The sequence below is a fragment of the Burkholderia sp. MS455 genome (assembly GCF_016899445.1).
Taxonomy (GTDB): domain Bacteria; phylum Pseudomonadota; class Gammaproteobacteria; order Burkholderiales; family Burkholderiaceae; genus Burkholderia; species Burkholderia pyrrocinia_C.
The window spans coordinates 1,570,077-1,594,153 of record NZ_CP041778.1; the positions used below are offsets into that span (position 1 = coordinate 1,570,077).

Annotated in this window: 10 protein-coding genes; 5 read left to right on the forward strand and 5 right to left on the reverse strand. The window is 68.7% G+C overall.

Annotated features, from left to right (window positions below; translation table 11 throughout):
* Window positions 1-107: 107 nt before the first annotated feature.
* The gene (locus tag FPJ27_RS11675; protein WP_204422989.1) at window positions 108-12,470 is read right to left on the reverse strand and encodes an LWXIA domain-containing protein; all 12,363 of its coding nucleotides are present in this window, start codon (window positions 12,468-12,470) and stop codon (window positions 108-110) included.
* A 360-nt stretch (window positions 12,471-12,830) separates the two neighbouring features.
* On the opposite strand from FPJ27_RS11675, the gene FPJ27_RS11680 reads away from it, so the two are divergent.
* The 3 genes from FPJ27_RS11680 to pal all read left to right on the forward strand — a co-directional run bounded on the left by FPJ27_RS11680 (window position 12,831) and on the right by pal (window position 15,812).
* Window positions 12,831-13,409: a hypothetical protein gene (locus FPJ27_RS11680; RefSeq protein WP_204422991.1), complete on the forward strand. Its 579-nt coding sequence runs from the start codon at window positions 12,831-12,833 to the stop codon at window positions 13,407-13,409.
* A 290-nt stretch (window positions 13,410-13,699) separates the two neighbouring features.
* The gene (locus FPJ27_RS11685) at window positions 13,700-14,911 is read left to right on the forward strand and encodes a porin (RefSeq protein ID WP_204422992.1); all 1,212 of its coding nucleotides are present in this window, start codon (window positions 13,700-13,702) and stop codon (window positions 14,909-14,911) included.
* 409 nt (window positions 14,912-15,320) lie between these two features.
* The gene (pal, locus tag FPJ27_RS11690) at window positions 15,321-15,812 is read left to right on the forward strand and encodes a peptidoglycan-associated lipoprotein Pal (protein ID WP_204422994.1); all 492 of its coding nucleotides are present in this window, start codon (window positions 15,321-15,323) and stop codon (window positions 15,810-15,812) included.
* 141 nt (window positions 15,813-15,953) lie between these two features.
* On the opposite strand, the gene FPJ27_RS11695 is transcribed toward pal, so the two are convergent.
* The gene (locus FPJ27_RS11695) at window positions 15,954-16,427 is read right to left on the reverse strand and encodes a hypothetical protein (RefSeq protein ID WP_204422995.1); all 474 of its coding nucleotides are present in this window, start codon (window positions 16,425-16,427) and stop codon (window positions 15,954-15,956) included.
* A gap of 210 nt (window positions 16,428-16,637) precedes the next feature.
* On the opposite strand from FPJ27_RS11695, the gene FPJ27_RS11700 reads away from it, so the two are divergent.
* Entirely contained in the window at window positions 16,638-16,808 is a 171-nt protein-coding gene (locus FPJ27_RS11700; RefSeq protein ID WP_177318371.1) for a hypothetical protein, read from the forward strand.
* 95 nt (window positions 16,809-16,903) lie between these two features.
* On the opposite strand, the gene FPJ27_RS11705 is transcribed toward FPJ27_RS11700, so the two are convergent.
* Genes FPJ27_RS11705 through FPJ27_RS11715 form a run of 3 tightly spaced genes read right to left on the reverse strand, consistent with a single transcriptional unit; the run spans window position 16,904 to window position 21,770 of the window.
* A complete protein-coding gene (locus FPJ27_RS11705; protein ID WP_204422996.1) occupies window positions 16,904-18,163 on the reverse strand; it encodes a cytochrome c in 1,260 nt (419 codons plus the stop codon).
* Entirely contained in the window at window positions 18,160-18,846 is a 687-nt protein-coding gene (locus tag FPJ27_RS11710; protein WP_072438577.1) for a (2Fe-2S)-binding protein, read from the reverse strand. Before FPJ27_RS11710 ends, FPJ27_RS11705 begins: the two co-directional genes overlap by 4 nt.
* Window positions 18,843-21,770: a molybdopterin cofactor-binding domain-containing protein gene (locus FPJ27_RS11715; protein WP_204422997.1), complete on the reverse strand. Its 2,928-nt coding sequence runs from the start codon at window positions 21,768-21,770 to the stop codon at window positions 18,843-18,845. The genes FPJ27_RS11710 and FPJ27_RS11715 overlap by 4 nt, the downstream gene beginning before the upstream one ends.
* Before the next feature lie 534 nt (window positions 21,771-22,304).
* Between FPJ27_RS11715 and FPJ27_RS11720 the strand changes: the two genes are divergently transcribed.
* Window positions 22,305-23,855 (forward strand): sensor domain-containing diguanylate cyclase, encoded by a 1,551-nt coding sequence (locus tag FPJ27_RS11720; protein ID WP_072438581.1) that lies wholly within the window; start codon window positions 22,305-22,307, stop codon window positions 23,853-23,855.
* The last annotated feature ends 222 nt before the right edge of the window (window positions 23,856-24,077 follow it).

Below are 24,077 nucleotides of genomic sequence, written 5' to 3' on the forward strand. Positions count from 1 at the left end.
CGATCTGCCTGGCGATGCTCCGCCGCCATCACCCGAGCGCCACGGACTGATCCGGTGCTTGCCGACGCCCTGCGCCGGCAAGCACCGCCCGAACTCGCCGCCATCCATCACCCGACGATCACCTGCTGCCCGGGAGCGATCTCGCCCGGATTGCTCGCCAGATTCCGGTTGAGCTGCAGGATCTCGTTGAGCGCGACGTTGATCCGCTGACCGTCCGACATCCGCTGCTGTTGATCGGCCGGCACATGGGCCGCGGCAAGCAGCGATCCTTCGTGACGTTCGGCAATCGTCCACAACGAATCGCCCGCGACCACATTCACGGTCAGCGGCGTAGCACTTGGCGAACTCGACGGAGGCTGCGCCGGTTGCGACGGTGTCGCGGATGCGCTCGGTTGCGACGGCGTCGCTGACGCGTTCGGCTGAGCCGGCGCCGTCGTCGCGCCCGGCGACGGCGCAAGCGACGCGCCCGGCGTCGGCGTCCCGGCGTTCGAACCCGAATGATTCGTCGATGAACCGGGCGTCTTGTGCTTATCATCCGACGTCGCCGAGGTAATCAGATTGATCCCCTGCATGACGCCGAAGATCGCCACCGGCGCCAGCGCGATGCCGGTCGGCAAGCGCTCCAGCCACGGCGTCGCATTCGGGAAATGCGAATGCAGGCGCCCGGCACCGAGCAGCACGCCGGACATCGTCGTCAGCGTGCCGGTATACGGATCGCCCGTCATCGCGGTATGGATGCCGCTTGCGATGCTCATCGCCGAGGTCAGGTAATCGCCGGTCGCGCTCACGGTACGTGCCAGCTGGCTGCGATTCTCGGCATTCACGCCGCGCAGGCTGCCCTTGTAAACGATGCCGGTATAGGCGGCGCTGAATAGCCCGCCCACGGCCTGCCCGCCGGCCACCAAGTCTCCCTTCGCGTACGCCTTGGCCGCGTTCATCGTGATCGAGCCGGCGTAACCGCCCAGCGCAAGCACGCGGCCGATCCGGCCGATCGAGTGTCGCGGGCTGCCGTGATGCAGCAGCTTCAGCGAGGTCCCGCCCACCACGCCCTGCATCTGCGCGAGCATGTCGGCGGCGATCGCCTTCGTATGCGTCACCGTATCGTCGAACGACAGTTGCCCGTCATCGTTGAGCGCGCGCAGCTGCGCAGCCTTTGCCTTGCCCTCGTACGCAATCTGCTCCAGTTGCGCGCCGCGCCCCGCCACGTCGAAACCGTTCGCCTTCAGTTGCGTCTGCAGCCCGCGCACGAGCCGGTCGACCACCCGGTCGAACACGCGCGGATCGCCGTTCTTGAGGCTGGCGACCGCGCCGTGATGCAGCGCCTGGAACACGCGGCCGACCCGCAGCCCCGCATACAGCGAATTCGTCGCGGTGCGCACCGACTCCCGGCCCAGCCCGATGAGCAAGCCGGCCCCGGCGCCACCGGTTACGGTGGCCGCCGTGATGTCGCCGGCAATCCGCCGCGGCGACGGCGGCGGCCGGTTGTCGCCGATCGGCTCGTCGTGCACACGCAGCGCATGCAGTTCCGCCTGTGCGCGCTTCGCGTCGGGAATGGCGACCTTCGCGAGCTGGGCGGCCTCCCGGCGGCTCGCGCCGATCGGCTTCGTGCCGTCGTTGATCAGCGCGGGATCGCGCACGACCGCACGCCAGTGGTCGAGCGGGTCCGCCGCGGCCGGCCGCGCGCGCGTGGTCACGCGGTCGGGCACGCTGCTGCCGTATTGCTTCAGCCAGCGCCCGCCGAACGCGCGCGCGCCCTTGTCCGTGGGGAAGCGCGGCTTGTTGCCGTCGGCGTCCCACTTCTTCGTCGCGTGCTCGATCGTCGCCTTGCGCGCCTGATTCAGCCACACCGTCGTGTTGCCTTCGTAGATTTTCTGGCGCAACCCGGCGATTTCGGCGGGCGTCATTCCGTGCGCGGCGCCGATCCGCTCGACCTCCGCGAACAGCAACTGATGTTGATTCGCCAGCGTCGTCCGGTCGACACGTTCGAACACGCGCGTCAACGCATCCGCGCCGTGCAGGCGGTTGATCACCTCGGGCCGGTTGCGGTTTTCGACGATCAGCTTCGCGAGCGCGCCGGTGAGCTCCTGGTTGCCGATGAAGTCCGCGCCGTGCGTGCCGTACGACAGCCCCATATGCACCCATTCGAGCCCCTTGCGCTCGAGCACCGCGCGCAGCAGCTTCTCGTGCCCCGCGCCCGGCACCGATTCGGGTACCGCGTCCCAGCCGTGGAACGTGACCATCACGTTCGGCGCGACCGTGTCGGGATGCGCGTTCGACCAGCGTTCGAGCGCCGTGACGACCCGCACATAGTCGTGATACGTGTCGTTGGTGCCCGACTGGAACCGGTAGTCGACGCCGGACACGAGCGCGCGCGACGGCGCCGTCTCGAGCCGGATCGCGAAACCCGTGCGCGCCGCCTCGTCGAGCCAGCGGTGCAGATGTTCGAGATCGTCGAGCGCGAGCGCCTTCCCGTCCGAACCGGGCGCGGGATGAATCATCCCGTTCTCGCCGTCGAACTTCGCATGCTTCTGGTCGCCGAGTGCCTTCACCGCGCTCAGGAAATCCGGATCGTGTGCCTTGCCGAGCGCCGCCGCGAGCGAATGCGGGTCGATCACGAGCGTAACGACCGGCATCACGCCGCCGTACCGTTCGACCTGCGCGCCCATCAGCGCCGGATCGTCGCGCAACGAGTACGAACGCGCCATCGGCACCATCCTGTCCTGCAACTGCGGGTCCGAGCGCGTGTGGAATTGCCGGATCCGCTTGTCGGCGACGGTCGCGGCGCCGACGCGGCGCGTGTGCGGGCGCAGCTTGCCGTTGACCGGCAGGAATCGCGATGCCGACGTCGATACGTCGCGCGCGACAAACAGCTTGTTGAGCAGCGTGCGCCACATGCCCACGTCGACCATCACGGCCTGCGGTTCGCCCTTCAGCACGAGATTCACGTCGCCGGGCCGCCGAGCCTGTTTGTTGAATGCCTCGATCTGCTCGTGGGTCGGGAAATAATCCTCGGTCTTCGCCGCGCCGTTGCGCAGGCTGAACTCGACGACCGTGGCCGACGGCAACCCAGGCTGGTACGGTTCGATCGACAGCGACTCGGGCGCCTGGCCGCTGCTCCCCAGACGCCGCAGTTCGCCGAGCACGTCGTTGTAGCGGTGCTGGAGGCGGGCCGCCAGCGCGCGGAACGCCGCCGACTGCTGGCCGCGCACCTGCGCGTCGGACACTTGCTCCTTGAGCGCTTTCTCGCGCGCCTCGAGCGCCGCGACGCGCGTCGGCCGCGCACTGTTCAGGAAGTCGCGCGGCTGCAACTGCGTGAGCAGGAAATGCACGTCCGCGCCGAAGCGATCGGTACCGATCGGCATTTCGTCGAGCGGGATGCCCGGCTTGTTCTGGTTACCCGCGTGCTTGATCTCGTCGAACCAGCGCATCTCGCCGTTGCGCGCCGCGATCGCGCCGAGCGGATTGTCGAGTGCCTCGGCCACCGCCCGATCCGTCTTGAACACGTAGATCACGTGACGCCCGCCGTCCAGCGAGCCGTTGCGGATCGCGGTCAACAGGTGCGACACGCCGTTGCCGCTGAAGTCGACCGCGTTGAGTGTGGACTTGTCCGACGGCAACAGGTGCGGATCGACCGGCGGCCGCGGCGCCGCGTTCGTGCCGCCGCCCTGCTCCGCGGTTGCCAGCGGTTTGCGGACCGGCACGATCGACTGGAACATGTCGCCGGCCGAGCGCAACGGTTTCTTGTCGGTGGCAGCGGCGTCCTTCGCCGGCCGGAACCCGCCGATGCGATCGACGACCTCGGGCCTGACATCGCTGACCACGAACCGGATACCGCGGCGCGGCGAGCGGCCGACCGGAATGCCGCCCCGGCGGCGGCGCCGGAACACGGTACGCAGGTTCTGCTCGGGAATCTCGGTATCGCCGAGCGGCGCCTTCTCGACGTACTTCCATTCGTGGTTCGTGTTGCGCTGCGCGTAGCCGAGCACCTTGCCCGTCTCGTCCTCGACCACGTGAATCCAGCGGTGCTCGCCTTCGACCGCGCGCACCGCCTGGCGCGGCCGCTTGAAGCCCGGCGCGTCCTGCAGCTTCGACACGGCGGCGGCGAGCTCGGGATCGATCGGGCCCGACGCGGTCACGGGCCACGACGTCTTGCCGTCCGGCGTCTCGATCTTCGACGGGCCGCCGAGTTGCACCAGCTCGTCGTGCGTGACCGGCGATACGTAGAAATCGTACTGGCGCCGCGCGCGGCGCCCGTGGCCGGTGGCTTGCTCGAGCGCCTTTTGAAGCGTCTGCTGCACGCGTTTGCCGTTCAGCATCCGCGCCGGGCCCAGCGTGCCATGCGCATCGGTTTCGAGCACCGCGACGACCGCCGGCATCGCGTGCTCGGCGCCGTCGGCGGGCGGCACGCTATGCGTTGTGATCAGCACGTGCGCGTTGGGTCCGAACTGGCGTGCCAGCCCGTCGAGGGTCGGCGCGTGCCGGCCGTCGATGCGCGTGAGCGTGCGCCGGCCGACGCTGTCGAGCCATGCGGCGGCACGCGCCTGCGGATCGGCCGCTGTCGCCACCGCGGTGCCCTGCGGCGCGGCGGGCGCGCCCGCATGACTGGCGACGGTGGCGGGCGTCGCCGCGCCGGACGGGTCGCCGGCGGTGCCCGCGAGGCGGCCGGCGGCCGGATCCGCACCGCCGAGCATCGGCCAGACCGGGCGGCCGGCGACCGAGCCGACCGCGCGCAATCCGGACGCATGCACGGCCGCATATCCTTCCGGCAATCCGGAACGATCGACGCCGGCGAGCCGGTACGACACGTCGCCGGTAGCCGCATCACGGGTTCGCACGACATACATGTCGACGCCGGCCGGCTTGAACAGCTCGCCGCCGGGCGTGGTGATGCGCAGCGCGCGTGCCGGATCGTGGCCGAGCGCCGACAACAGCACGACGTCGGCCGGCGCGGCGGCCTCGACGGCGGCCAGGTTCGCCACCGCGTGGGCCGCGACGCGTTCCTGCGCCGTCAGGTCGCCCTGCGCGAAGGCGATTGCGTCCGGTAGCGCATCGGCCGGCACGTACGCGTGATGGCGCGGCCCGGTATGCGCCGCATCGAGCGCCGGGCCGAGATCGTCGTGCGCGACCACCCGCGTGCCCTCCGGCAGCGCGCGCTGTCCATCGGGCATCGTGTGGCCCTGCGCATGCGTTGCCGCGGCCGTGGCGTCGGGCACGGTGCCGCTGAAGCGGAACCAGCCTTCCTCGGGATCGAGCGCGCCGAAATCGGTGCCGCTGCCGAGCACGATGCTGCCGTCGCGCGTGACGAATTCGACGCGCAAGTTAGTCAGGCCGGCTTCGTCGAACGCCTGCATCACGCCGTCGATCACGCGGGTCGGCTGAGGCTCGTCGAGGAAATCGCTCGGCCAGTGCTGGCTCACGGTGCCGCCGGCACGCGTGACACGCGCGGCGTCGCCGATCACGCCCGGCCGATCGGTCAACGCGCTGCGGAACGGATGGTCGAGCGTGACGGATTCGAACGTCCCGTCCGGAATCGCGGTGAAATCGTAGCCGGGATCGGCAAACGTCGGATCGGCCACGCGCGGCACGGTCGGCCGCACCGGTGCCTCGCGCATCGGCCGGGCCGCCGTGTACGCGGTGGCCGGCGAAGGTTCGGCGCCCGACTCCACGCCCGACCCGGCGGGAAGCGCCGCGCGTCCGGCGCGCGCCGGGTCGCCGCGGAAACTCTGCATCGGCAGGCGATCCTTGTCGACCTGGCCGGTCAGTCGCGTCCCGCGCACGGCGGTCGAACCGTCGTGCTCGACGAGCAGGATGTCCGGCGGCGCCCAGACCGACGTCGGCCGCCCCGTGAACTCGGACAGGCGCTGCGCGAGCGCGGCGGCGAACGTCGTGCTCGCAGCCCGCACCTGACCGGGCGCAACGCGCAACGGATCGTGCTTGTTCGAACCGCCGAAGCACGAATACAGCGTCACGTCCTGCCCCGGTTCGAGATGCGGCGCGACGCGCTCGGCCACCTCGTCCGGCGTCAGCGGCCGGCCTTCGGGGCCCAGCATCGCATCGGCCGACATCCCGTGTCCGAACACCACGTGATGACCCGGCGGCGACATCAGCGCGCGCGCGCCGATCGCATGCAGCGGGTCGCTCGGCGGCATCAGCAGCGTGTCGGCCGGGCGCAGGAATTCCGGGTGCTGCGTCGCGTCGACGCCGGTCACGTCGTCGAATCCCGTCTGCAGGATCGACTGGCCGTGGATCGTCGTCGTGATCACGCCGCCGTCGACGATCCTGCGATCCGTATAGACGCGGCTGTTCTTCGGATAAATCTTCTGCGGGATGCCCGACAGGCCGTCGTCGGCCTCGTCCGCGACGGCCTGCTCGGTGCGCGCGGCCCATTCGTCCGCCGTGAAGATCTGCCCGGGCCCGACCTCGACGAGCGGGGTCGGCACATAGACGGGCGGCTCGCCCGCGTCCGGTTCGGGCGCGAGACGCGGATGCGCGGGCCCGCGCGGCGTCGATGCCGGCCGCCCGGCATCGCCCGGCGTGCCCGCGTTGCCGCGCCGCCCGCTGTCCTCTTCCGGATCGATCTGTGACTCGATCGGGCGCACCGGTTCGACCGGCGCGTCGCCGTGCGCGGTCGCGTTCGGCACGGGTTCGCCCCGCCGCGCGAACACCATCGGCGGATCGCTCGCATCGGGCGCCTCGGGGATATGCAGATAGAGCCGCGTCGACACGTCGGGATCGTGCGCCGGCACGACGATGTCGTCGCTGTTCGGATGCAGGAACAGCGCCCCGGTGCCGCGCACCGAGTTGGATGCGATCGACGCGATCACGGGCACCTGCAGCTCGTACGCAAGCTCCTGCGCGAACGGATAGCTGCCGGAGCCGAGATAGCAGCCCGTCAGCAGCACGCCGTTGCCCTCCGTATAGGCGGGATCCTCGAGCAGCTTGCGGGCGAATTCCCTCGGCGACATCGTGCTGCCGCCTTGCGTGACGGCGGCCGAGCTCTCCCAGCTCACGTCGCGCGGCTTCGTGCCGTGCGATTCGGCGATGTCGAAGCCCGACACCTTCAGGAATTGCCGCGCGGTCGCGTGGCCGAGCAGGTTCACGACGCTCGAACCCGGCACGGGCCGCAGTTCCAGCGGATTGACGCGAACCGGCTGTGCGCGGCCAGGCGAGAACTTCCCGTTCACGTCGGGTTCGATCTGGAAGCGCGCGAGCCGGCGGCCCGGATCGGGAATCGCGCGGCGCCACCCGGCCGCGTCGTCGTCGCCGAGCCGGCCGAATACCGGCGCCTGGATCAGGTCCGCGAATTCCTGCAGCAACTCGGGATCGGCGCCGCTGTGCGGCCCCTCCAGTGCGACCGGCACGCCCGGCGTGTAGCCCTTCCACGCCAGATCCTCCAGCGCGTACGTCATCTCGAGCGCGCTCGCCGAACGGCCGCTGCGCGGATTGACGATCGCCCCGCGATTCGTCAGCACGCGCCACACGTACACGCCGAGCGGCACGCGTGACTGCCCCGACGCGTCGCGGCCGCCCCAGCGGTTCGAAACCGGGCGCGGCGCCACGGTGCTCCAGTCGACCGCATGCGCGCCCTGATCGATGACCGCCAAGGCCGGCGAGAATCGGTAGGTACGCGGCGCATACTGCACCGAGTGGTCGGGCTTCCCCGCGTAACTGGGCGCGCCGGGTTCCAGCTCGATGCCGGCCGTGTAACCGGAGTCGGGGCCGTCGCTGCGATAGCGCGGCGAACGCCATACGACGAAGCCGCTCGAGCCGTACACGTCCACCCCCAGCACGTTCGCCAGCAGTTGCGCGAACGACGTCACGCGCGTGCCCGCGCCGCACGCATAAAGGATCACCGGCGATTTACCGTCCCAGCCGCTCTGGCGCACCATCTCGGCCACGTCGTCGGCGCTCATCGGCTTGCCGGTCGCGCTCGCGAACGCATCGGACCACGCGTGCGCGTACACCGCGAAGTAGCCGGGCGGCACCGGCATCAACGGCCGCTCGCCCGCCGGCAGCCGGTTCTCGGGCTGTGACGGGTCGTTCGAATAGATCGCGAGGTCGGCTTCGCGGCGCGGATACGCGCCCCACTGCGTTTCGTGCATGCCGACCAGCGCGTTGACCACGTCGATGCGCTTGCCGTCCTCGAAGCGGATCAGCGGCTTGGCCGGATCGAATCCGCGCGGATACACCACGCGCAGCGTGCGATCGTACGTATCGTTCATCGACAGGGTCAGCGCCTTGCCGGCATCGTCGAGCCCGACATGGCCGACCATCGCTTCGGGCGGCACCGTGCCGTCCGCGGCGAGCCTCGTGGTGTCGACCAGCGCGACCTGGTAGCGGCCCGCCACCGTCCCGCCGAGCGCGACCATCATCGCGTCGTGGTACGACGCATACCGCGTCACGCCGATCGTGCCGTCCGCGTCGGATGCCGCGGCCGCGCGTGCCGCCGCATCGTCGCCCGCGGCCGCGCGCCGTTCGTCCGCGTTCGCCGCGCGGATGTCGTCCGGCAGGTTGCCGCGGTCGGTCGCGGGCAGTCCGTCCTCCTCCGGGTTGCGCACGTTGCCTTCGGTATCCTCCAGCGCGTACACGTAGTATTCGATGTCTTCGAGACGGTTGCCGCCGGCGAGAACCGATCCGACCACGCTGCGCAGCACGTCCGGATCGGCCGCCGCGCGCGCGGGAATTTCCCACGACGCGGGACGTCCCGTCGTTGCAGGCGTGCCGGCCTCGGTCGGCGGCGCTTCGTCGGCGGCCAGCGCGTGCGCGATCGCCGGCGTGGGTTCGCCGTCGATTGCTTCGGCGTCGGGCGCCAGTCTCAACGGGATCGCGCCGCCGTCTTCCGGCATGCCCAGTGTGCGGTGCGCCCGCAGCCACGCGGAGAATCTCGCCCGCAGCCCCGTGCCGGCCGGCGACACCGGTTCGCCGTCGTCGGCCGATTCGCCGAAACTGTTCGCCTGTTCCTCCGCGTGTTGCCACGGGTTGCCGATCTCGCCCACCGCGAGACGCTGGTTCGCCAGCCCGTTGGCGAGCATCGAGTTCACGACGTCGACCGCGACCGGCCGCGGCATTGCCGGCGGCGCGGGCGTCTTCGTGATCGCGCGGATCGGCCGCTCCATCAGCGTGTGCGAACCGAGGCCCATCTGCGCGACGCCGATCCCGAGGTTCAGCAACTGCTGCGCGCGATCGGAATCGGACATCGCGTCCCAGTTCTTCACCAGCGACACGCCCTGGTCGGCCATCTGGTAACCGCCGATCACGCCGCCGGTGACGTTGAACACCCCGGCCGTGCGGCCGGTCATCTGCGCGAGCGTCTGGAACGCGTCGGCCCCCTGCGTCAGACTGCCGACCCCGGCCGCCTCGGCCGTGACGCCCTCGCCGCGCGATGCCAGCGTGAGCATGTCCGAGACCTGCCCGGTCGTGCGCAACAGCGACGACGCTTCGGCGAACGACTTCGCCGCGACGCCGAGCCCGCCGCCCGCGAAGCCGGCGCCGCTGCCGATCAGGCTGATCCAGTCGCCGCGCGCCTGCGCATTGCCGAAGCCGGTCGACTGGCCGTGATCGCTCAGGTTCTTCAGGTCGGCGATGGCGGTCGGCACGCCGACCGCCATCCCCGCACCGACGGCCGCCATCGCATAACCGATCAGCGGGCCGCCGCCGATCGCCCCGATCCCGCTCGCGACCAGCACGACACCGCCGGCCGCCGCGAGTATGCCGGTGCCGATCTCGAGAATGTGTTCGGCGTGCTGGTACCACTCCGTCTTGTGCGCGTCGATCGGTTCGTATTGCCCAAGATCGACGGGCGACCCATCGAGCTTCAGGTTCTTCGGCACGTACAACTGGCCGTCGTCGGACAGCGCATTGTTGTGCTGGTAGTCGTCGACGGTGTCGTACTTCCAGCCGCGATCGTCGATCAGCTTGTACTGGTCCGGATGCCCCTCGACCTGCACCTTGAACAGCGCGCTCGGCGCGGTGCCCGTGCTCTTCGACACGTAGTAGATCGGCACCAGCGACACGACCGCGTGATCGCCGCCGACTTTCCGGATCTGGTCGACGACGGTCTGGATCATCTGTGTTGCGGCGGAATTCTTCGCGTACAGCGACTGGCTGTTCACCGCCGTGCCGTTCAGCAACTGCCCGTTGCCGACGATCATCTGCTCGAGCAGCGCCATCGACGGCACGTCGTTCGCGTCGGTCGGCACCGCGCCCGGGTCGTCGGGCTGTATCCCGAGCCCCGCGCCGACGAAGTTCGTGAGCTGGTCGGAACCGACCGTGAACGTCCGGGACTGGCCGTCGAAGTTCTTCTGGAAGTCGTTGAAGTACGCCTTCAGCTGCTTGTCCGGATCGGACTTGAACAGGTTGTAGCTGGCCGTCGCGGCCTGCTTGTTCTGGTTGCTCTGCGCGTGCTCGGTGCCTTGCTGGTAACGCAGCTGGAAGTCGTTCGCGAAGCCCGAGCGGAACCGGTCGTCGTTCTGCATCTTCGACAGCAGCGCCTTCGACAGCGAAGGATCGACGCCGGACGAAAGCGCCTGGCGCACGCCGTCGAACCCGTATCCCGTGTCGCTGCCGCGCAGCGTGTAGATCATCGTCTTCGCGTTGCCGTTGGCGTCGAGCAGCCAGCTCGCGACGTCGTCCTCGCGATGCACGGGCTCGCCGTTCGCGGTCGGCTGCTGGTCGGCCAGCCCGACCGCCTTGCTGAGCCCCTTGTAGAACTCGGTGCCGTCCCCGTAAGGCTGCGGCGTGCCCGTGTTCGACTGCGTCCACTTGTTGCCGAAATCCTTCTTGACGGTGTCGAGCACGACGCCCGCGAATTCGGGCGGCGCATTGGCGAGGATGTCCTGCATCCATTTGCCGGCCTTGTCGGCATTCATCCTGCCGTCGTAACGCGCCTGCATGCTCGCCTGGTCCGTCGCCTTCGAATCGGGCTTCTGCATCAGCGGATCGATCTGCGAATGGATGAAGTTCGCGTCGAAATGCGGCTGGCCGGCCTGCGTCCACAGCGTCTGGCGCTCGTCCAGCGAGAACGATGCGTCCATGTTGGTCTTCAGCACCTGGAGCGCGGCGCCGGGGTTGCTGCCCGGGTTCTGCATCAGCTGCGAGACCTGCTGCTTCGTGTACTGCAGCCGCACGTCGGGCGCCGCCGCGAGCAGCAGCTGGATCTTCTGGTACCCGGGCCCGGGCGACTTCGGGTCGACCTTCCCCATTGCATACTGGAACACGCCCTGCTGGTCGATCTGATCCTTCAGCGCCTTGGCCGCGGCCGGGTCCTTCAGGTTGGCCGGATTCACTTCGACACCCGTCAGCTTGACGAACGCCTCCGCGAGCGGGTTCTGCTTGGCCAGCGCCTGTTCCTGCGTCGACAGCTTCGGGTCGTTCGGGTCGACGGTCTGGCCCGTGTCCTGCAGCAGCGCAAAGGTGACCGGATCGGACTGCGCGAGCTGCTTCATCTGCGGCGTCAGCGACGGATCGTCGGGATTGATCGTCGCGATCGTGCGCTTGAGCTGGCTTTGCTCGCCGAATACGTCGACGAGGCCGGTGTACCACATGCCGTCGTGGTTCTGCTTCACGGACGCGACGGTCTGTTTCTGCTCGTCGGGCGTCACGTAGGTCAGCGCGGTGTCGTCGCCGCCCGTCACCACCTTGTCGTACTGGCTCTGTGCCTGCGACATCTCCCGCGTGATGTCGGCCTCGTCGGCACGGCGCAATCCGCCCGGTTCCTTCTGCCACGCCGCGTAGTCTGCCTTCGCGTCGTTCAGGCGCAGCGTCGCGGCCGACACGTTGTATTCGTGGCGCAGTGCGGTCGTCAGCGCCGTGTAGGCGGTGTCGCTGTTCGCGTCGGCCGTGCTGGCCGCCTGACGCAACTGCGCACCGGTATCGGGGTCGTCGCGGCGGATCCCGCCCGGCAACGCGTTGTACCGCTGCAAGTCGGCATTCGCGGCCTGATCCTGCTGCGCGACCTGCGCAAGCTGGAATGCCTTCTCGTTGGTCGCCCGCTGGGGTGCCGATTCCGCCGAGACCGCCTTCTGCGCATCGTCGAGGACCTCGCCGAGCACGGGATCGTTCGGCGTCGCGTTGCGCAGGTCCGCCGCGACGCCCGCGATCGCCTTGTTCGTGTCGCCGCCGCCGTCCGCGGCGACGCGCATCTGGTTCTCGACGGCTGCCTGCACGGCGCCCCACGCGCTCTCGGCCTTCTTGACCTGGTTGTCGAGGTCGGCTTGCGACGCGCCCTGGTCGTTCAGGCGCTTGAGCGTCGCCATCTCCGCCTGCGCCAGCTGGAGCAGGCGCTGCGTCTCGGCCTGCGCCGCGGCAAGGGCCTTCTGTTCGGGTGTCTGGGCCGGAGGGGCGCCGGCGGCGCCGTTGGTGTTCGTCCCGTTGGTGTTCGTCCCGTTGTTGTTCGTCGGGTTGTTGTCGCTCTGCGGCTGCGGCACGTCGACCGGTCCGCCCCCGCCCCCTCCCACTGCCATCAACACCATGTCCGTTCTCCCGCGGCATGCGTGACGTACCGGGCAAGCGGCAGGCCGCCACGCGCAATGGTCCATTGTGCCGAACCGACAACGCGCAAAAAGTCGCGAATTACGTAGTCGCCGGCCCGGTTACGCCGGCACCGGGAAACGTGCGCTACGAATGTGGTGCGGGCAACGGCCGTTGCTTGCCGATACCGGTTCGGCGCAACACGAACGGTAAATTTTTCCGTTGCCTCCGTCCGTGTCGTCCATCCATACTCTGCGGTCGGGCGAAAGCCGCGGCGGTCGCGGCACTGCTTTGACGTTCATCGCCGTTTCCGGCTGACTTGAACGTCGAACGACAACACTCCCTCGAAAGCGACCTTCGCGATGCACTACCATCCCGACGACATCCGTCGGCTGTTCCTGAGCGTGCCGACGCTGCTGCTGAACCGCCCGGCTCCGGCCGAACGATTCCTCGCCGCCGCCGTCGATACGGGCGTCGAGCTCAAGCATGTGCTGTGCGACTACCCGCATGTCCGCTACCAGCCGCTCGACTTCCACTACCTTTGCCAGCAAAGCCTGTCCGTGCTGGACGACGCGCTGCTGGCCGACCTGACGCGCGACCTGAACCATGGATGGCGCGGCGCGCACTGGGCCGCGCTGCTGATTGCGTTATCGGGCAACGCACGTTACCTGCCGCACCTCGACGAGGTCAGGCGCCATCGCGATGTCGAGTGGTCGGCCGAGCTTGCCGAAGCCGCATCGGGTTCCGACGCATCGTCGGCGGCATTCCGTTGCTGCCAATCGATCGTGCGCTTGCGCAATCAGCTTGCTGCGTTGCCGCGCGTCGTCGTTCGGCTAAGACCCTGCCCGTCGCCGGAAGCGATCGAAGCCAAAGCGATCGCCGTTCGTGCCGCGTATCGAAGCGGCGGCGTCGAAACCGCGCTGCCGATTGCTCGCCGCTAATCGTTCGACCGTCGATCACGCGCAGACGACTTGAACCGCTTGGCGTCACGCTGAATCTGAAACGCGTCGCCGACGCCGCGACGCACACCCTCCTGCGCCACACGCGCCGCGCTCCCGACTGGATCCCCGGCGCCGGCGCGCCGCGATTCTGCTCGATTCCGCAGAGGACCTTTCCTGTGCAACGCCTTAATCGACCGTCGCACGATCTCCAATAATGGCCGCTCGATCCGCCGGCCAGCATGGCGGCGCGACCCGCCGGCGACCGCGCCGGGCCAACGATAAAAACTCCTATGCATTCCTACCAGATGAACAAGCATGCCGGCGCGCGCGTCGCGGGGACCCTGATCGCCGCATGCCTGACCGGCTTCGCGCCGGCCATCGCGCACGCACAGAGCAGCGTGACGCTGTACGGCCTGATCGACACGTCGATCACCTACTCGACCAACCAGCGCACGCAGGGCGCCGGCTCGCCCGGCAGCGGCAGCGTCGCGATGACAAGCGGCGCACTGAACGCGTCGCGCTGGGGGCTGCGCGGCCGCGAGGATCTCGGCGGCGGCATGGCCGCGGTCTTCACGCTCGAAAACGGCTTCTCGGGCACCACCGGCAAGCTGTCGCAGAAGGGCGTCGACATGTTTGGCCGGCAGGCATGGCTCGGCGTGAGCTCGAAGACGGCCGGCACGCTGACGTTCGGCCGCCAGTACGACCTGATCCTCGACTTCGTGACGCCGCTCGGTGCGTCCGGCCCCGGCTGGGGCGGCAACCTCGCGGTCCATCCGTACGACAACGACGATTCGAACCGCAACCTTCGCATCAACAACGCGGTGAAATACACGAGCCCGACGTATCGCGGGCTGACGTTCGGCGCGATGTTCGGTTTCTCGAACACGGCCGGCCAGTTCGCCAACAACGCGGCATGGAGCGCGGGGCTGTCGTATGCGAACGGGCCGCTGAAGCTCGGCGCCGGATACCTGAAGATCAGCCGCGACCGCAATGCGCCGAACCCGGACGGTGCGCTGAGCACGGTCGACGGGTCGGCGACGATCACGGGCGGCAACCAGCAGATCTGGGCCGCGGCCGGCCGTTATGCGTTCGGGCCGCATTCGGTCGGCGCCGCGTGGTCGCACTCGACCACCGACGGCGTGACGGGCGTGCTCCAGGGCAGCAATATCGCGCCGCTGAAAGGCGAATCGCTCGTGTTCGACAACTTCACGGTCGACGGGCGCTTCTTCGTCACGCGCGCGTTGAGCCTCGCCGCCGCGTACACGTACACGATGGGCCGCTTCGACACGCGCACGGGCCAGACGCGCCCGAAGTGGAACCAGGTCGTCGCGCAGGCCGACTATGCGCTGTCCAAGCGCACGGACGCGTATCTCGAAGGCGTGTACCAGAGCGTGAGCGGCGGCAACGGCAATCCCGCGTTCAACGCGACCGTCTGGACGCTGACGCCTTCGGCGAACAGCAACCAGGTCGTCGTCGCACTGGGGCTGCGGCACAAGTTCTGACGACGCGGCGCTTCGCCGCTTCACTGCCCGGTCGATCGCGTACGGCACGCGTTTCGAGCCCCGCTCGATCGTGGTGACCTGTGCAGAAAGGGCCGCGCCCGTGCGCGGCCCTTTCGCTGCGGCATTGCGTACCGCGCGGCGCCGGCGGGAGCAAGAATGCGTCCCCGACTGTCGCGTCCGCGCAAAAAATGCGGAGAAACTGGTCGCGTTGCGACATTTTTCCTACTCTGTTTGCAGCGACGCGGTGATTCGGTGTTCCGGTCGCAACACTCTTTCACATGGCGCACCACCGGCTTACGGACATGCATCGCGTCGACGGAGCCGAACCTTTCGCGCCGTTGCAGCCGGATATCTACGTGCCGATGACACGCACCACGCTTTCAACGCAGTCAACCGCTGGAGACGAACGATGAGCAAAACGAACCGATTTGCGATCCTGGCCGCCCTCGCGCTGCTGGCCGGTTGCCACCACGCGGCGAAAACACCCGAGAATGCCGGCATGGCGCCGACACCATCGAGCGAAGCCGTCGCAACGGTGACGGCCGACGATCTCGACAATCCGAACAGCCCGCTCGCGAAGCGCAGCATCTATTTCGATTTCGACGCGTACTCCGTGAAGCCCGAATTCCAGTCGCTGCTGCAGGCGCACGCCGACTACCTGCGCGGCCATCCGGCCCGGCGCGTGCTGATCCAGGGCAACACCGACGAACGCGGGACGTCCGAATACAACCTCGCGCTCGGCCAACGCCGTTCGCAAGCCGTGTTGAGCGCGCTGGAAACGCTCGGCGTGCCGGGCACGCAACTCGAGGCCGTCAGCCTCGGCAAGGAAAAGCCGGTCGCGCTCGGCCACGACGAGGATTCGTGGGCGCAGAACCGCCGCGCCGATCTCGTCTATCGTTGACCGGACGCCGCCGCGACGGCGGCATCCGCGTAAAGGAACGCGTGGCAGGCCGCCGGCCGCGGGCGCGGCCGAGCGGTGCCGTTCGGCTCGCCGGGTTCATGCGCGTCACCGTTCACGCACCCGATACGCGGCGCGTCGCGCTCAACGCCGGCGTTCGAGCCGCCGATGCAGCCAGTGCGACATCACGGCCGACGTGACGATCGCATCGAGCGTCGCGATCGCGTTGATGTCGCCGACCTTGTCCGCCTTGATCAGCCAGGTCTGGAGCAGCACATAACCGACCATCGTGCCGGCGCCCACGATCACGCCCAGCAACACGAACCAGCGCCGCCGGATGCGCGTGCCGAGCGCCCCCATGATGCCGCCGGTCACCATCGCGGGCAGGAAATAGCCGAACAGGAACGATGCAAAGAAGATCAGCGGCACCATGCTCGCGCTGGTTTTCAGGACGTCCCATGACGGGCCGTCGATCAACGACCACGCGATCAGCATCACGCCCGGCCAGACGAGCGCCGCGACCAGCGGGCCGCCGACGGCAAATGACAGGCAGCCGAACACTGCACGGCCGGACGCACGCAACGGTTTGCGCGAAGGGCTCTCGAGGGTTGCACTCATGGTTTTTGTATTTTGTAGTCGGAATCGGAATGGCGGCGTGCCGGAGTGTACCAAGACACCGCGCAGCGGATCCGATCCGGCACCATCGCGCGCGACGATACGCAAAAAGCATGGAATAAACGGCCCGCCCGAGACGTTTCGTCATCGCGCAGACGCGCGGTTCACGCGAACCGGCCTGTCCTGCGGCCTGCGCGCTGCAAGGAGATTGCAATGAAATCGACAACGTTGGCCGCGGCGTTGATCGCGGCGCTGATGCTTGTGCTGTCGGCGGGATGTACGCAGCCGGGCAGCGGCACTTCGCAAGGACCGGGCATGAGCCGGTACGGCGGCGGCGGCTCGGGAGGCGGCGGAGGCGGTGGCGGAGGTGGCGGCGGCTACTGAAGAACCGCCTCGAAAAGTCGGGCGACGCATCGCGCGCGAGCACCGGAAACCGGCCGCATCGCGCGCGACGCCCCGCCCTGCGGCGTGACCTGGACCTAACGCATCGCCTTCACGTCGGCCGGCGTGACGCTCGCGGGCTGGCCGCCCCACGTCGCGCGCAGGTAGTTCGCGAGCTGTGCGAGTTCGTCATCGCTCAGCGTGCGTGCGAAACCCGGCATCGGCTGCAGGTTTTCGAAGCCGGCAAATTTCTGCTCGTCGATGCCGTCGAGCATCGCGACCAGCAGGTTGCGCGGATCGCCCTGGCGCACCGTCGAGTTGCCGTTCATCGGCACCGCAACGTGCGGCTTGCCTTCGCCGTTGAAGCCGTGACAGCCCGCGCACACCGCGAGATATACCGAGCGGCCGGCCGCGAGCTGCGCGGCGTCGGCCGACACCGGCTTCACGGGCTGCGGCGCGGGCGGCGTATCGCCGAGCAGGTACACGGACAGCGCGCGCAGGTCGTCCTTCGTCAGGGTCTGCGTGCTCAGGTGCACGACCGGATACATCTCGCCGAACGCCGAGCCTTGCGGCGCGATGCCGACGCCGAAGAACGCCTGCAGGTCGGTGCCCGTCCAGCCGCGCGCGGCGAGGCCGGCCGGCGTGATGTCAGGCGCGGCCACGCGGCCGAGCGCGGCGCCGGCAAGCGGCTTCGCGCTGTCCAGTTGGCCCGTGAACGTGCGCGGCGTGTGGCATTCCGCGCAGTGACCGAGCGCGTTCGCCAGATAGCGGCCGCGCTGCCAGTCGGCGGATTGCCCGGCCGACGCGTCCGGCAGGCTGTCCTTCAGGAACAACAGATCCCACACGGCCATGCCGAAGCGCAGGTTGTACGGGAACTTCAGCGCGTGCGCGCGGTTTTCCTGCGCGACCGGCTTGACCGTCATCAGGTACGCATACATCGCGTCGGTATCGGCGCGCGTGAGCTGCCGGTACGACGTGTACGGCATCGACGGATACAGGCGCTTTCCCGGCGCCTTGCCGTCGTGCAGCGCGGCGTAGAAGTCGTCCGCGCTCCAGCTGCCGATCCCGTGATCCTTGTCGGGCGTGATGTTCGAACCATAGAACGTGCCGTACGGCGAATCGAGCTTCGCGCCGCCGGCGAACGGTGCGCCGTCCTTCGCGGTGTGGCACGCCGCGCAGTCGGCGGCCTTGACGAGATAACGGCCGCGCGCGACCTGATCGGCACCGGGTGCGCCGGATGCCGCGTTCGAGGCCGGCGCGTCATGGCCGCCGCAGGCGGCCAGCAACAGCGCGCAGGCCGCCGCGAGCGCGGGCAAGCCCGCGGCCCGCGCGACACGATGGGTGAATGTGCGTTTCATGCGGCGTCCTTCACGAGTCCCGGCGTCGTCAGTACCACGTCCTTGACGGCTTCGTAGTAGCGGACGTAGCCCGTGCAGCGGCAGATATGCGCGTCGAGCGCGTCGGTGATCGTACGTTCGACGTCGGCCTTCGCGATCGGCTCGCGCTTCAGGCGTTCGATCAGCACGGTTGCCGCATTGACGAAGCCCGGCGTGCAGTAGCCGCACTGGAAGCTGAAGTGCTCGAGGAACTTCTGCTGGATCGGCGACAGCTCGACCACTTCGCCCGCGTCGTTGCGCTTCGCGTGGCCTTCGATCGTGCGGATCGAGCGGCCGTGGAAGAAGTGCGCGCCGGTGATGCAGGTGCGCATTTCCTCGCTCGTGCCGTCCGGCTTGTCGACGATCACGACGCATGCGTGGCAGATGCCCTGCCCGCAACCGAGCCGCGAACCGGTGAGGCCTGCGTATTCGTGCAGGAACTCGATCATCATCAGCCCTTCGGGCACCTGCATCGGGCCGACGGCCTTGCCGTTGATGTTGACCGACAGCGGCTTCTGCTGGAACCGGACGAGCGGACGCTCGACGGCGACGGGCGCAGCAGCCGGAGCGGATGCCGGCGCGGCCGAAGCCGCGTTCGGCGCGGAAGCGCCGGTCGCAGCCGCGCTGGCGCTCGCGGCCGAAGCCGCGGTTTGGGCGGTCGTCATGCGAGCACCTCCTGAATCTTTTGCGGGGTCACCGGCAGGTCGGTGAAACGATGGCCGATCGCGTGCGCGATGCCGTTCACGATCGCGCCGACGACGGGGATCATCACCACTTCGGCGACGCCCTTCGGGGGATCCGTCTCGGACAGCGGCGGCAGGATGTCGCCCGTCTGCGACCATACGGCGACGTCGGATGCGCGCGGCAACGGGTAGCGGTTGAAGTTCCACGTGCCGTTGCCGGGGCCGTCCTCGTAGAGCGGCAGATATTCATGCAGCGCATGGCCGATGCCCATCGCGAGGCCGCCCTGCAACTGGCCCGACACGAGCTGCGGCGAAATCTGGTTGCCGCATTCCATGATCGAGTGGTGCGTGAGCAGTTCGACCTTGCCGGTCGCTTCGTGCACGGCCAGCTCGACGAGCGTGCCGACAGCCGTGTAGTACGTGACGGCCGCGTTGTTGCGGCTCGTCGGCGGGATGAACACGCGCTTGCGGTCCAGCACGCGGTAGCCGTTCGCGGTCGGCGGCAGCGTGCCGCGCATCGCGGTCGCGCCGGCCGGTGCGGCGGTGCCCGGCACCGGGCCGCTGCCGTCGCCCGTCTTGTCGCCCGTCTTGTCGCCCGTCTTGTCGCCCGTCTTGTCGCCCGTCTTCGGCGCGCCGACGCGCAGCGACAGCCCGTCGATCGGCAGGCGTTCGACCGTGCCGCCCACTTCGAACTCGGCCTCGGTCCATTGCCAGCGGTTGAACACGTGCACGACGGCGCCGGTCGGCAGGCCGAGCGCATGCGCCTGCTTCGCGAGCTGTTCGAACGTCAGCGGCTCGAGGCCGTCGGCGGTCAGCTTGCCGTCGACCCAGCGCGCGTCCTCGATGCGGATCGTGTATGGCGCGGCCTGGCCGCCGCCGAGGCCGCGCGTCCAGATCGACATCGCGGCCGGCCACAGCCCGTAGCGGAACACCGCGCGCGCGGCTTCGCGCGTGCTGTGCGTGAAGTAGTACGCCGAATTCGTCGCGCTCGACGGCGACGCATAGTTCGGCGACCAGCGCGGGTTCGCGCTCAGCCGATCCTGGTCGGCCTGCGACATGATGTACGGATCGCCGCTCGTCTCGACCGGCAGGTCCGGCCATTCGGTCACGGCAACCCGTACTTCGGTCGCCGGACGGCCGAGCCATTTCGCGACCGCGACGGCCTGCGACGTCGACATGCCCGTGCCGATCTCGGCGGCCGTGTGCTGCAGCGACACCTTGCCGTGCTCGTCGAACTCGACCTTCGCGAACGACGCTTCCGCGCCCGTGCCGAAATCCTTCTGCACGCAGGCGAAGCCGACGCCGTAGCGCTTGCCCGGGTTCGCGGCCTCGAATTCCGCCTTGCGCGCGGCGCGGCGCGTCCACAGCGGATGCTGCCTCGCGCGCTCCAGCACTTCGTCGACGCGCAGCGCGCCGGCCGGAATCGCACCCTGCGTGTTCCTCATCCCCGAACGCAGTGCGTTGCGCAGCCGGAAATCGATCGGGTCGAGGTTCAGTTGCGCGGCGATCTCGTCGATCGCCATCTCGGTCGCGGCCATGCTCTGCAGCGTGCCGTAGCCGCGCGCGGAACCGGCGTCGATCGCGCGCGACGCGATCGCCACCGCCGCGAGGTCGCTCTTCGGGAAGTAGTAGATCGATTGCGCGGCCGTCGCGCCGACCATCGCCACCGACGGCGAGAAGTTCGAGCGCCCGCCGCCGTTCGCCTCGAAGTCGCCCTTGAACGACTGCAGCAGGCCCGTGTTGCGGTCGACCGCGATCCGGTAGTGCATCCTGAACGCGTGACGCTTCAGCGACGTCTGGAACTGCTCGTAGCGATCGTTCGCGAAACGCACCGGGCGGCCGTCCGCGTATAGCGCGCAGACGAGCCCGTAGAACGGCACGTTGAAGTGATCCTTGGAGCCGTAGCCGACCGTGTAGCACGGATGCACGAACAGCTTCTTCACCGGGAAGCGGGTTTTCGCGACCATCGCGGCCGCGTTCTCCGCCACTTCGAGCGGCGATTGCGTCGGCACGACGAGATGCAGCGACTGCGTCGCGGCGTCGTACCAGCAGTTCGCGTTGTCGGGTTCGAGCGCGGCCGTATCGACCGACTGCGTGTTGTACTCGCGATCGAACACGAGCCAGTCGGCCGTCGGATGGTCGAGCTCGGCGGCGATCTGCCCCGCGAGGAACATGCCCTGCTCGTCGAGCTTGCCGTGCTCCTTGCCGTCCGGCCATACCGGCAGGTGCTTGCGCATCATGCTCGGGAAGATCGGCGCATCCTTCAGGCTCGAATAGACGTCGTCGTCGTAGGCCGTCTTGCCGCCCACGCGCACGTAGCGGAAGGTGCCCCACGGATCGCGCTCGAGCGGGCCCGTGACCGCGCCGTAGCGGATCACGTCGTCACGGAACTTGAGCGCGTTCTTCGCGAAGCGGAAGCGCGCGAAGTCGTGATAGATGAGGATCGCGACCGCATGGCCGAGATACGCGGGCGTCTTGCCGGCCGGCAACAGCATGTCGTCGCCGTAGAACGCCGGGAACGCGACGCCGTCGCGCGCCAGATCGTCGGCCGTGACCACGCGGTCCGGCTTCAGGTCGTCGCCGAGCAGCGACAGGTCGAAGCCTTCGTAGGTGCGGTCGGCCTGCGTGACGCGCAGGATCAGCGCATGCGACTGCTGCTGCGGCCAGTGCGGCATGTCGGCCGCGCGGACGTCGCGGGCGAACACTTTCGAGCCCGTGACCTTCGCGATGCCGTCGATGCGGAATTGGGGGATGCCGGTGACGCTATCCCATTTGACGGGGGTGAGGAGTTTTTCTTCGAAGAGCGCCGCGAATGCGCGGCTGCCCAGCGGCGCGACATATACCGCGACGCCCGCCAGCACGCTGGCTTTCAGAAAACCCCGCCGTGACAGGCCGTGGTTTTTCATTTGGGGGGAACCTCCTGATGCGGCTCGATCGGCGATCGGGTGTCGCGGCGTTCGGAGCGGCGCGCATTCTGGCATTGTTTTAGATATATCGCCTATAGTATTTCCCGCATGAAATACTTATTGAATTTCTTATAACGGGATTCAGCCGAGGTGCGGCGCGTGGTCGCGGGGTGCGCAATGCGTCGGCGCTTTGCGCGCGTTTGCCCCCGTCGCACCGGCTTCGGCCGGCATCGACATCTGCCGACGGGCAAGCGCGCCACGCATCGCGGCCAGTCTCCGATCGGCCGCCGTACATTGTTCCGTTCGCAACGATCCTGCCTGCCCCCTTCGAATGCGCAACAATTTCGCAGGCGTGGTTGACGACTTGCGGCCGGCGCGATGTTCAGTGTCGATGAACTGCGCCTGCCATGCGTCCGGGCACCCCGCGCCGCCCGTGTTTCATGGTAATGTCGCGCGTATCCGGCTTGCCGGCGCCTCCGCCACGTGCCGTGCGGGCGCCGCCAGCCATCGCGACTCGTGTCGAGGTCAAAAACCATGGCAGTCAGGGCATCAATCCTGAACTCCGTTCTCGCCACACCCTCCTCCGGCAACCACCGTGTCACGGCGGCGTTGCGCCCGTCGATGCTGGTCACGCTGTTCGAAGATATTCGCCCGATGGCGATGTCCGGGCTCGCGAGCGGCTTCGTCGCGGCCGTCGCGCTGATCCGGCTGCAGCAGCTCTGGTGTCTCGTGTGGCTGATCGTCGACGTCGGCCTGCTCGCCGCCCGGCTCGCGATCGCGCGTGCGTACACGGTGCACCGCGACGCCGGCGACGATCGCGCCGAATACTGGGCGAGGCGCTATGCGCCCGTGTCGCTCGCCGCATGCTACGTGCTCGGCCTCGGCGTGATGGGCTGCGTGGACGCCGTCGACGTCGAGCTCGGCACGCTGTCGGTGATGGTCGCGGGCGGCGTGTTCGGCGGGATCGCGTCGCGCAATTCGGCGCTGCCGCGGCTCGCGATGACGCAGGTCACGCTCGGCGTGCTGCCGATCGGCCTCGGCGCGTTGCTGGCGGACCGGCCCGGCGCGTGGCTGCTGCTGCCGCCGCTCGCGATCTATCTCGCGGCCATGCGCACGGTCGTCCAGCGCCATTACCGCGTGCTCGTCGCGCTGATCGCCGCGCGCCAGCGCAACGCCGAACTCGTCGCGCACTTCGACGCCGCACTCACCTACATGCCGCACGGTCTGTGCATGATCGACGGCGAGACCCGCGTGATCGTCGCGAACCGCCGCACCGCGCAGCTGTTCGGCTCGCCGCGCGAGATCATGCTCGAAACGCGGCTGGCCGACGTCGTCGCGGCGCTCGGCGCGAACGCCATATGCGATCCCGGCGGCGCCGGTCTCGCCGCGCAGTGCGACGTCTGGCTGACCCGCGACGAACCCGAGCCGTTCGACATCGTGCTCGCCGACGGCCGCCAGCTCGAACTGACGCGCCACCGCGTGCCGGACGGCAACGCGGTGATCATCGTCGAGGACGTCACCGCGCGCCGCCAGACCGAGCAGCACATCCGGCATCTCGCGCGGCACGACGCGCTGACGGGTTTGCCGAACCGCCACGAACTGCATGCCCGGCTCAAGCGGATGCTGTCGCACCGGCCGCGCATGCCGGGCCCGTCGCTCGCCGTCATGTATCTCGACCTCGACGGCTTCAAGGCGATCAACGACCGCTTCGGCCACCAGGCCGGCGACGAGGTGCTGACGCAGGTCGCCGAGCGGCTCGGCAAGACGCTGCCGCCCGGCGAGCTTGCGGCGCGCATCGGCGGCGACGAATTCGTGGTCGCGATCGACGACACGACGATGCACGCGTGCTCGATCCTCGCCGCGCGCATCATCCGGCAGATCTCGGCACCGTATACGTTGTCGATCGGCAAGATCGTCAGCCTCGGGATCAGCATCGGCATCGCGCTCGACGACGGGCACGGCTCCCCCGACGAACTGATCCGTCAGGCCGACAGCGCGCTGTACGACGCGAAGTCGGCCGGCAAGGGCATCTACCGCTTCTATTCGAACGGCAGCCGCCGCGTGGCACCGGTCACCGCCAGCTGATCCGACAGCACGCGCGGCCCGTTCATCGTCGTTTCCACTACCGGCCGCATCCTCCCGGCGATTCAATTTCGAAACGCGTTGCGTGTTCGCACGTCGCGCCGCGCTCGCGTGTCACGTGACGTGTTCCGTAACATCGCCGCTCGCCACCCGTTACGTTGACCGCAGATGCCTGCACGATCGATGCAGCGGCCGACATTTCGTGGTTGGCATTCTTATTGCTCC

Coding starts and splice junctions, on each gene's coding strand:
- FPJ27_RS11675 (WP_204422989.1), bottom strand. CDS start 12,470: ATGGTGTTGATGGCAGTGGGAGGGGGCGGGGGCGGACCGGTCGACGTG.
- FPJ27_RS11680 (WP_204422991.1), top strand. CDS start 12,831: ATGCACTACCATCCCGACGACATCCGTCGGCTGTTCCTGAGCGTGCCG.
- FPJ27_RS11685 (WP_204422992.1), top strand. CDS start 13,700: ATGCATTCCTACCAGATGAACAAGCATGCCGGCGCGCGCGTCGCGGGG.
- pal (WP_204422994.1), top strand. CDS start 15,321: ATGAGCAAAACGAACCGATTTGCGATCCTGGCCGCCCTCGCGCTGCTG.
- FPJ27_RS11695 (WP_204422995.1), bottom strand. CDS start 16,427: ATGAGTGCAACCCTCGAGAGCCCTTCGCGCAAACCGTTGCGTGCGTCC.
- FPJ27_RS11700 (WP_177318371.1), top strand. CDS start 16,638: ATGAAATCGACAACGTTGGCCGCGGCGTTGATCGCGGCGCTGATGCTT.
- FPJ27_RS11705 (WP_204422996.1), bottom strand. CDS start 18,163: ATGAAACGCACATTCACCCATCGTGTCGCGCGGGCCGCGGGCTTGCCC.
- FPJ27_RS11710 (WP_072438577.1), bottom strand. CDS start 18,846: ATGACGACCGCCCAAACCGCGGCTTCGGCCGCGAGCGCCAGCGCGGCT.
- FPJ27_RS11715 (WP_204422997.1), bottom strand. CDS start 21,770: ATGAAAAACCACGGCCTGTCACGGCGGGGTTTTCTGAAAGCCAGCGTG.
- FPJ27_RS11720 (WP_072438581.1), top strand. CDS start 22,305: ATGGCAGTCAGGGCATCAATCCTGAACTCCGTTCTCGCCACACCCTCC.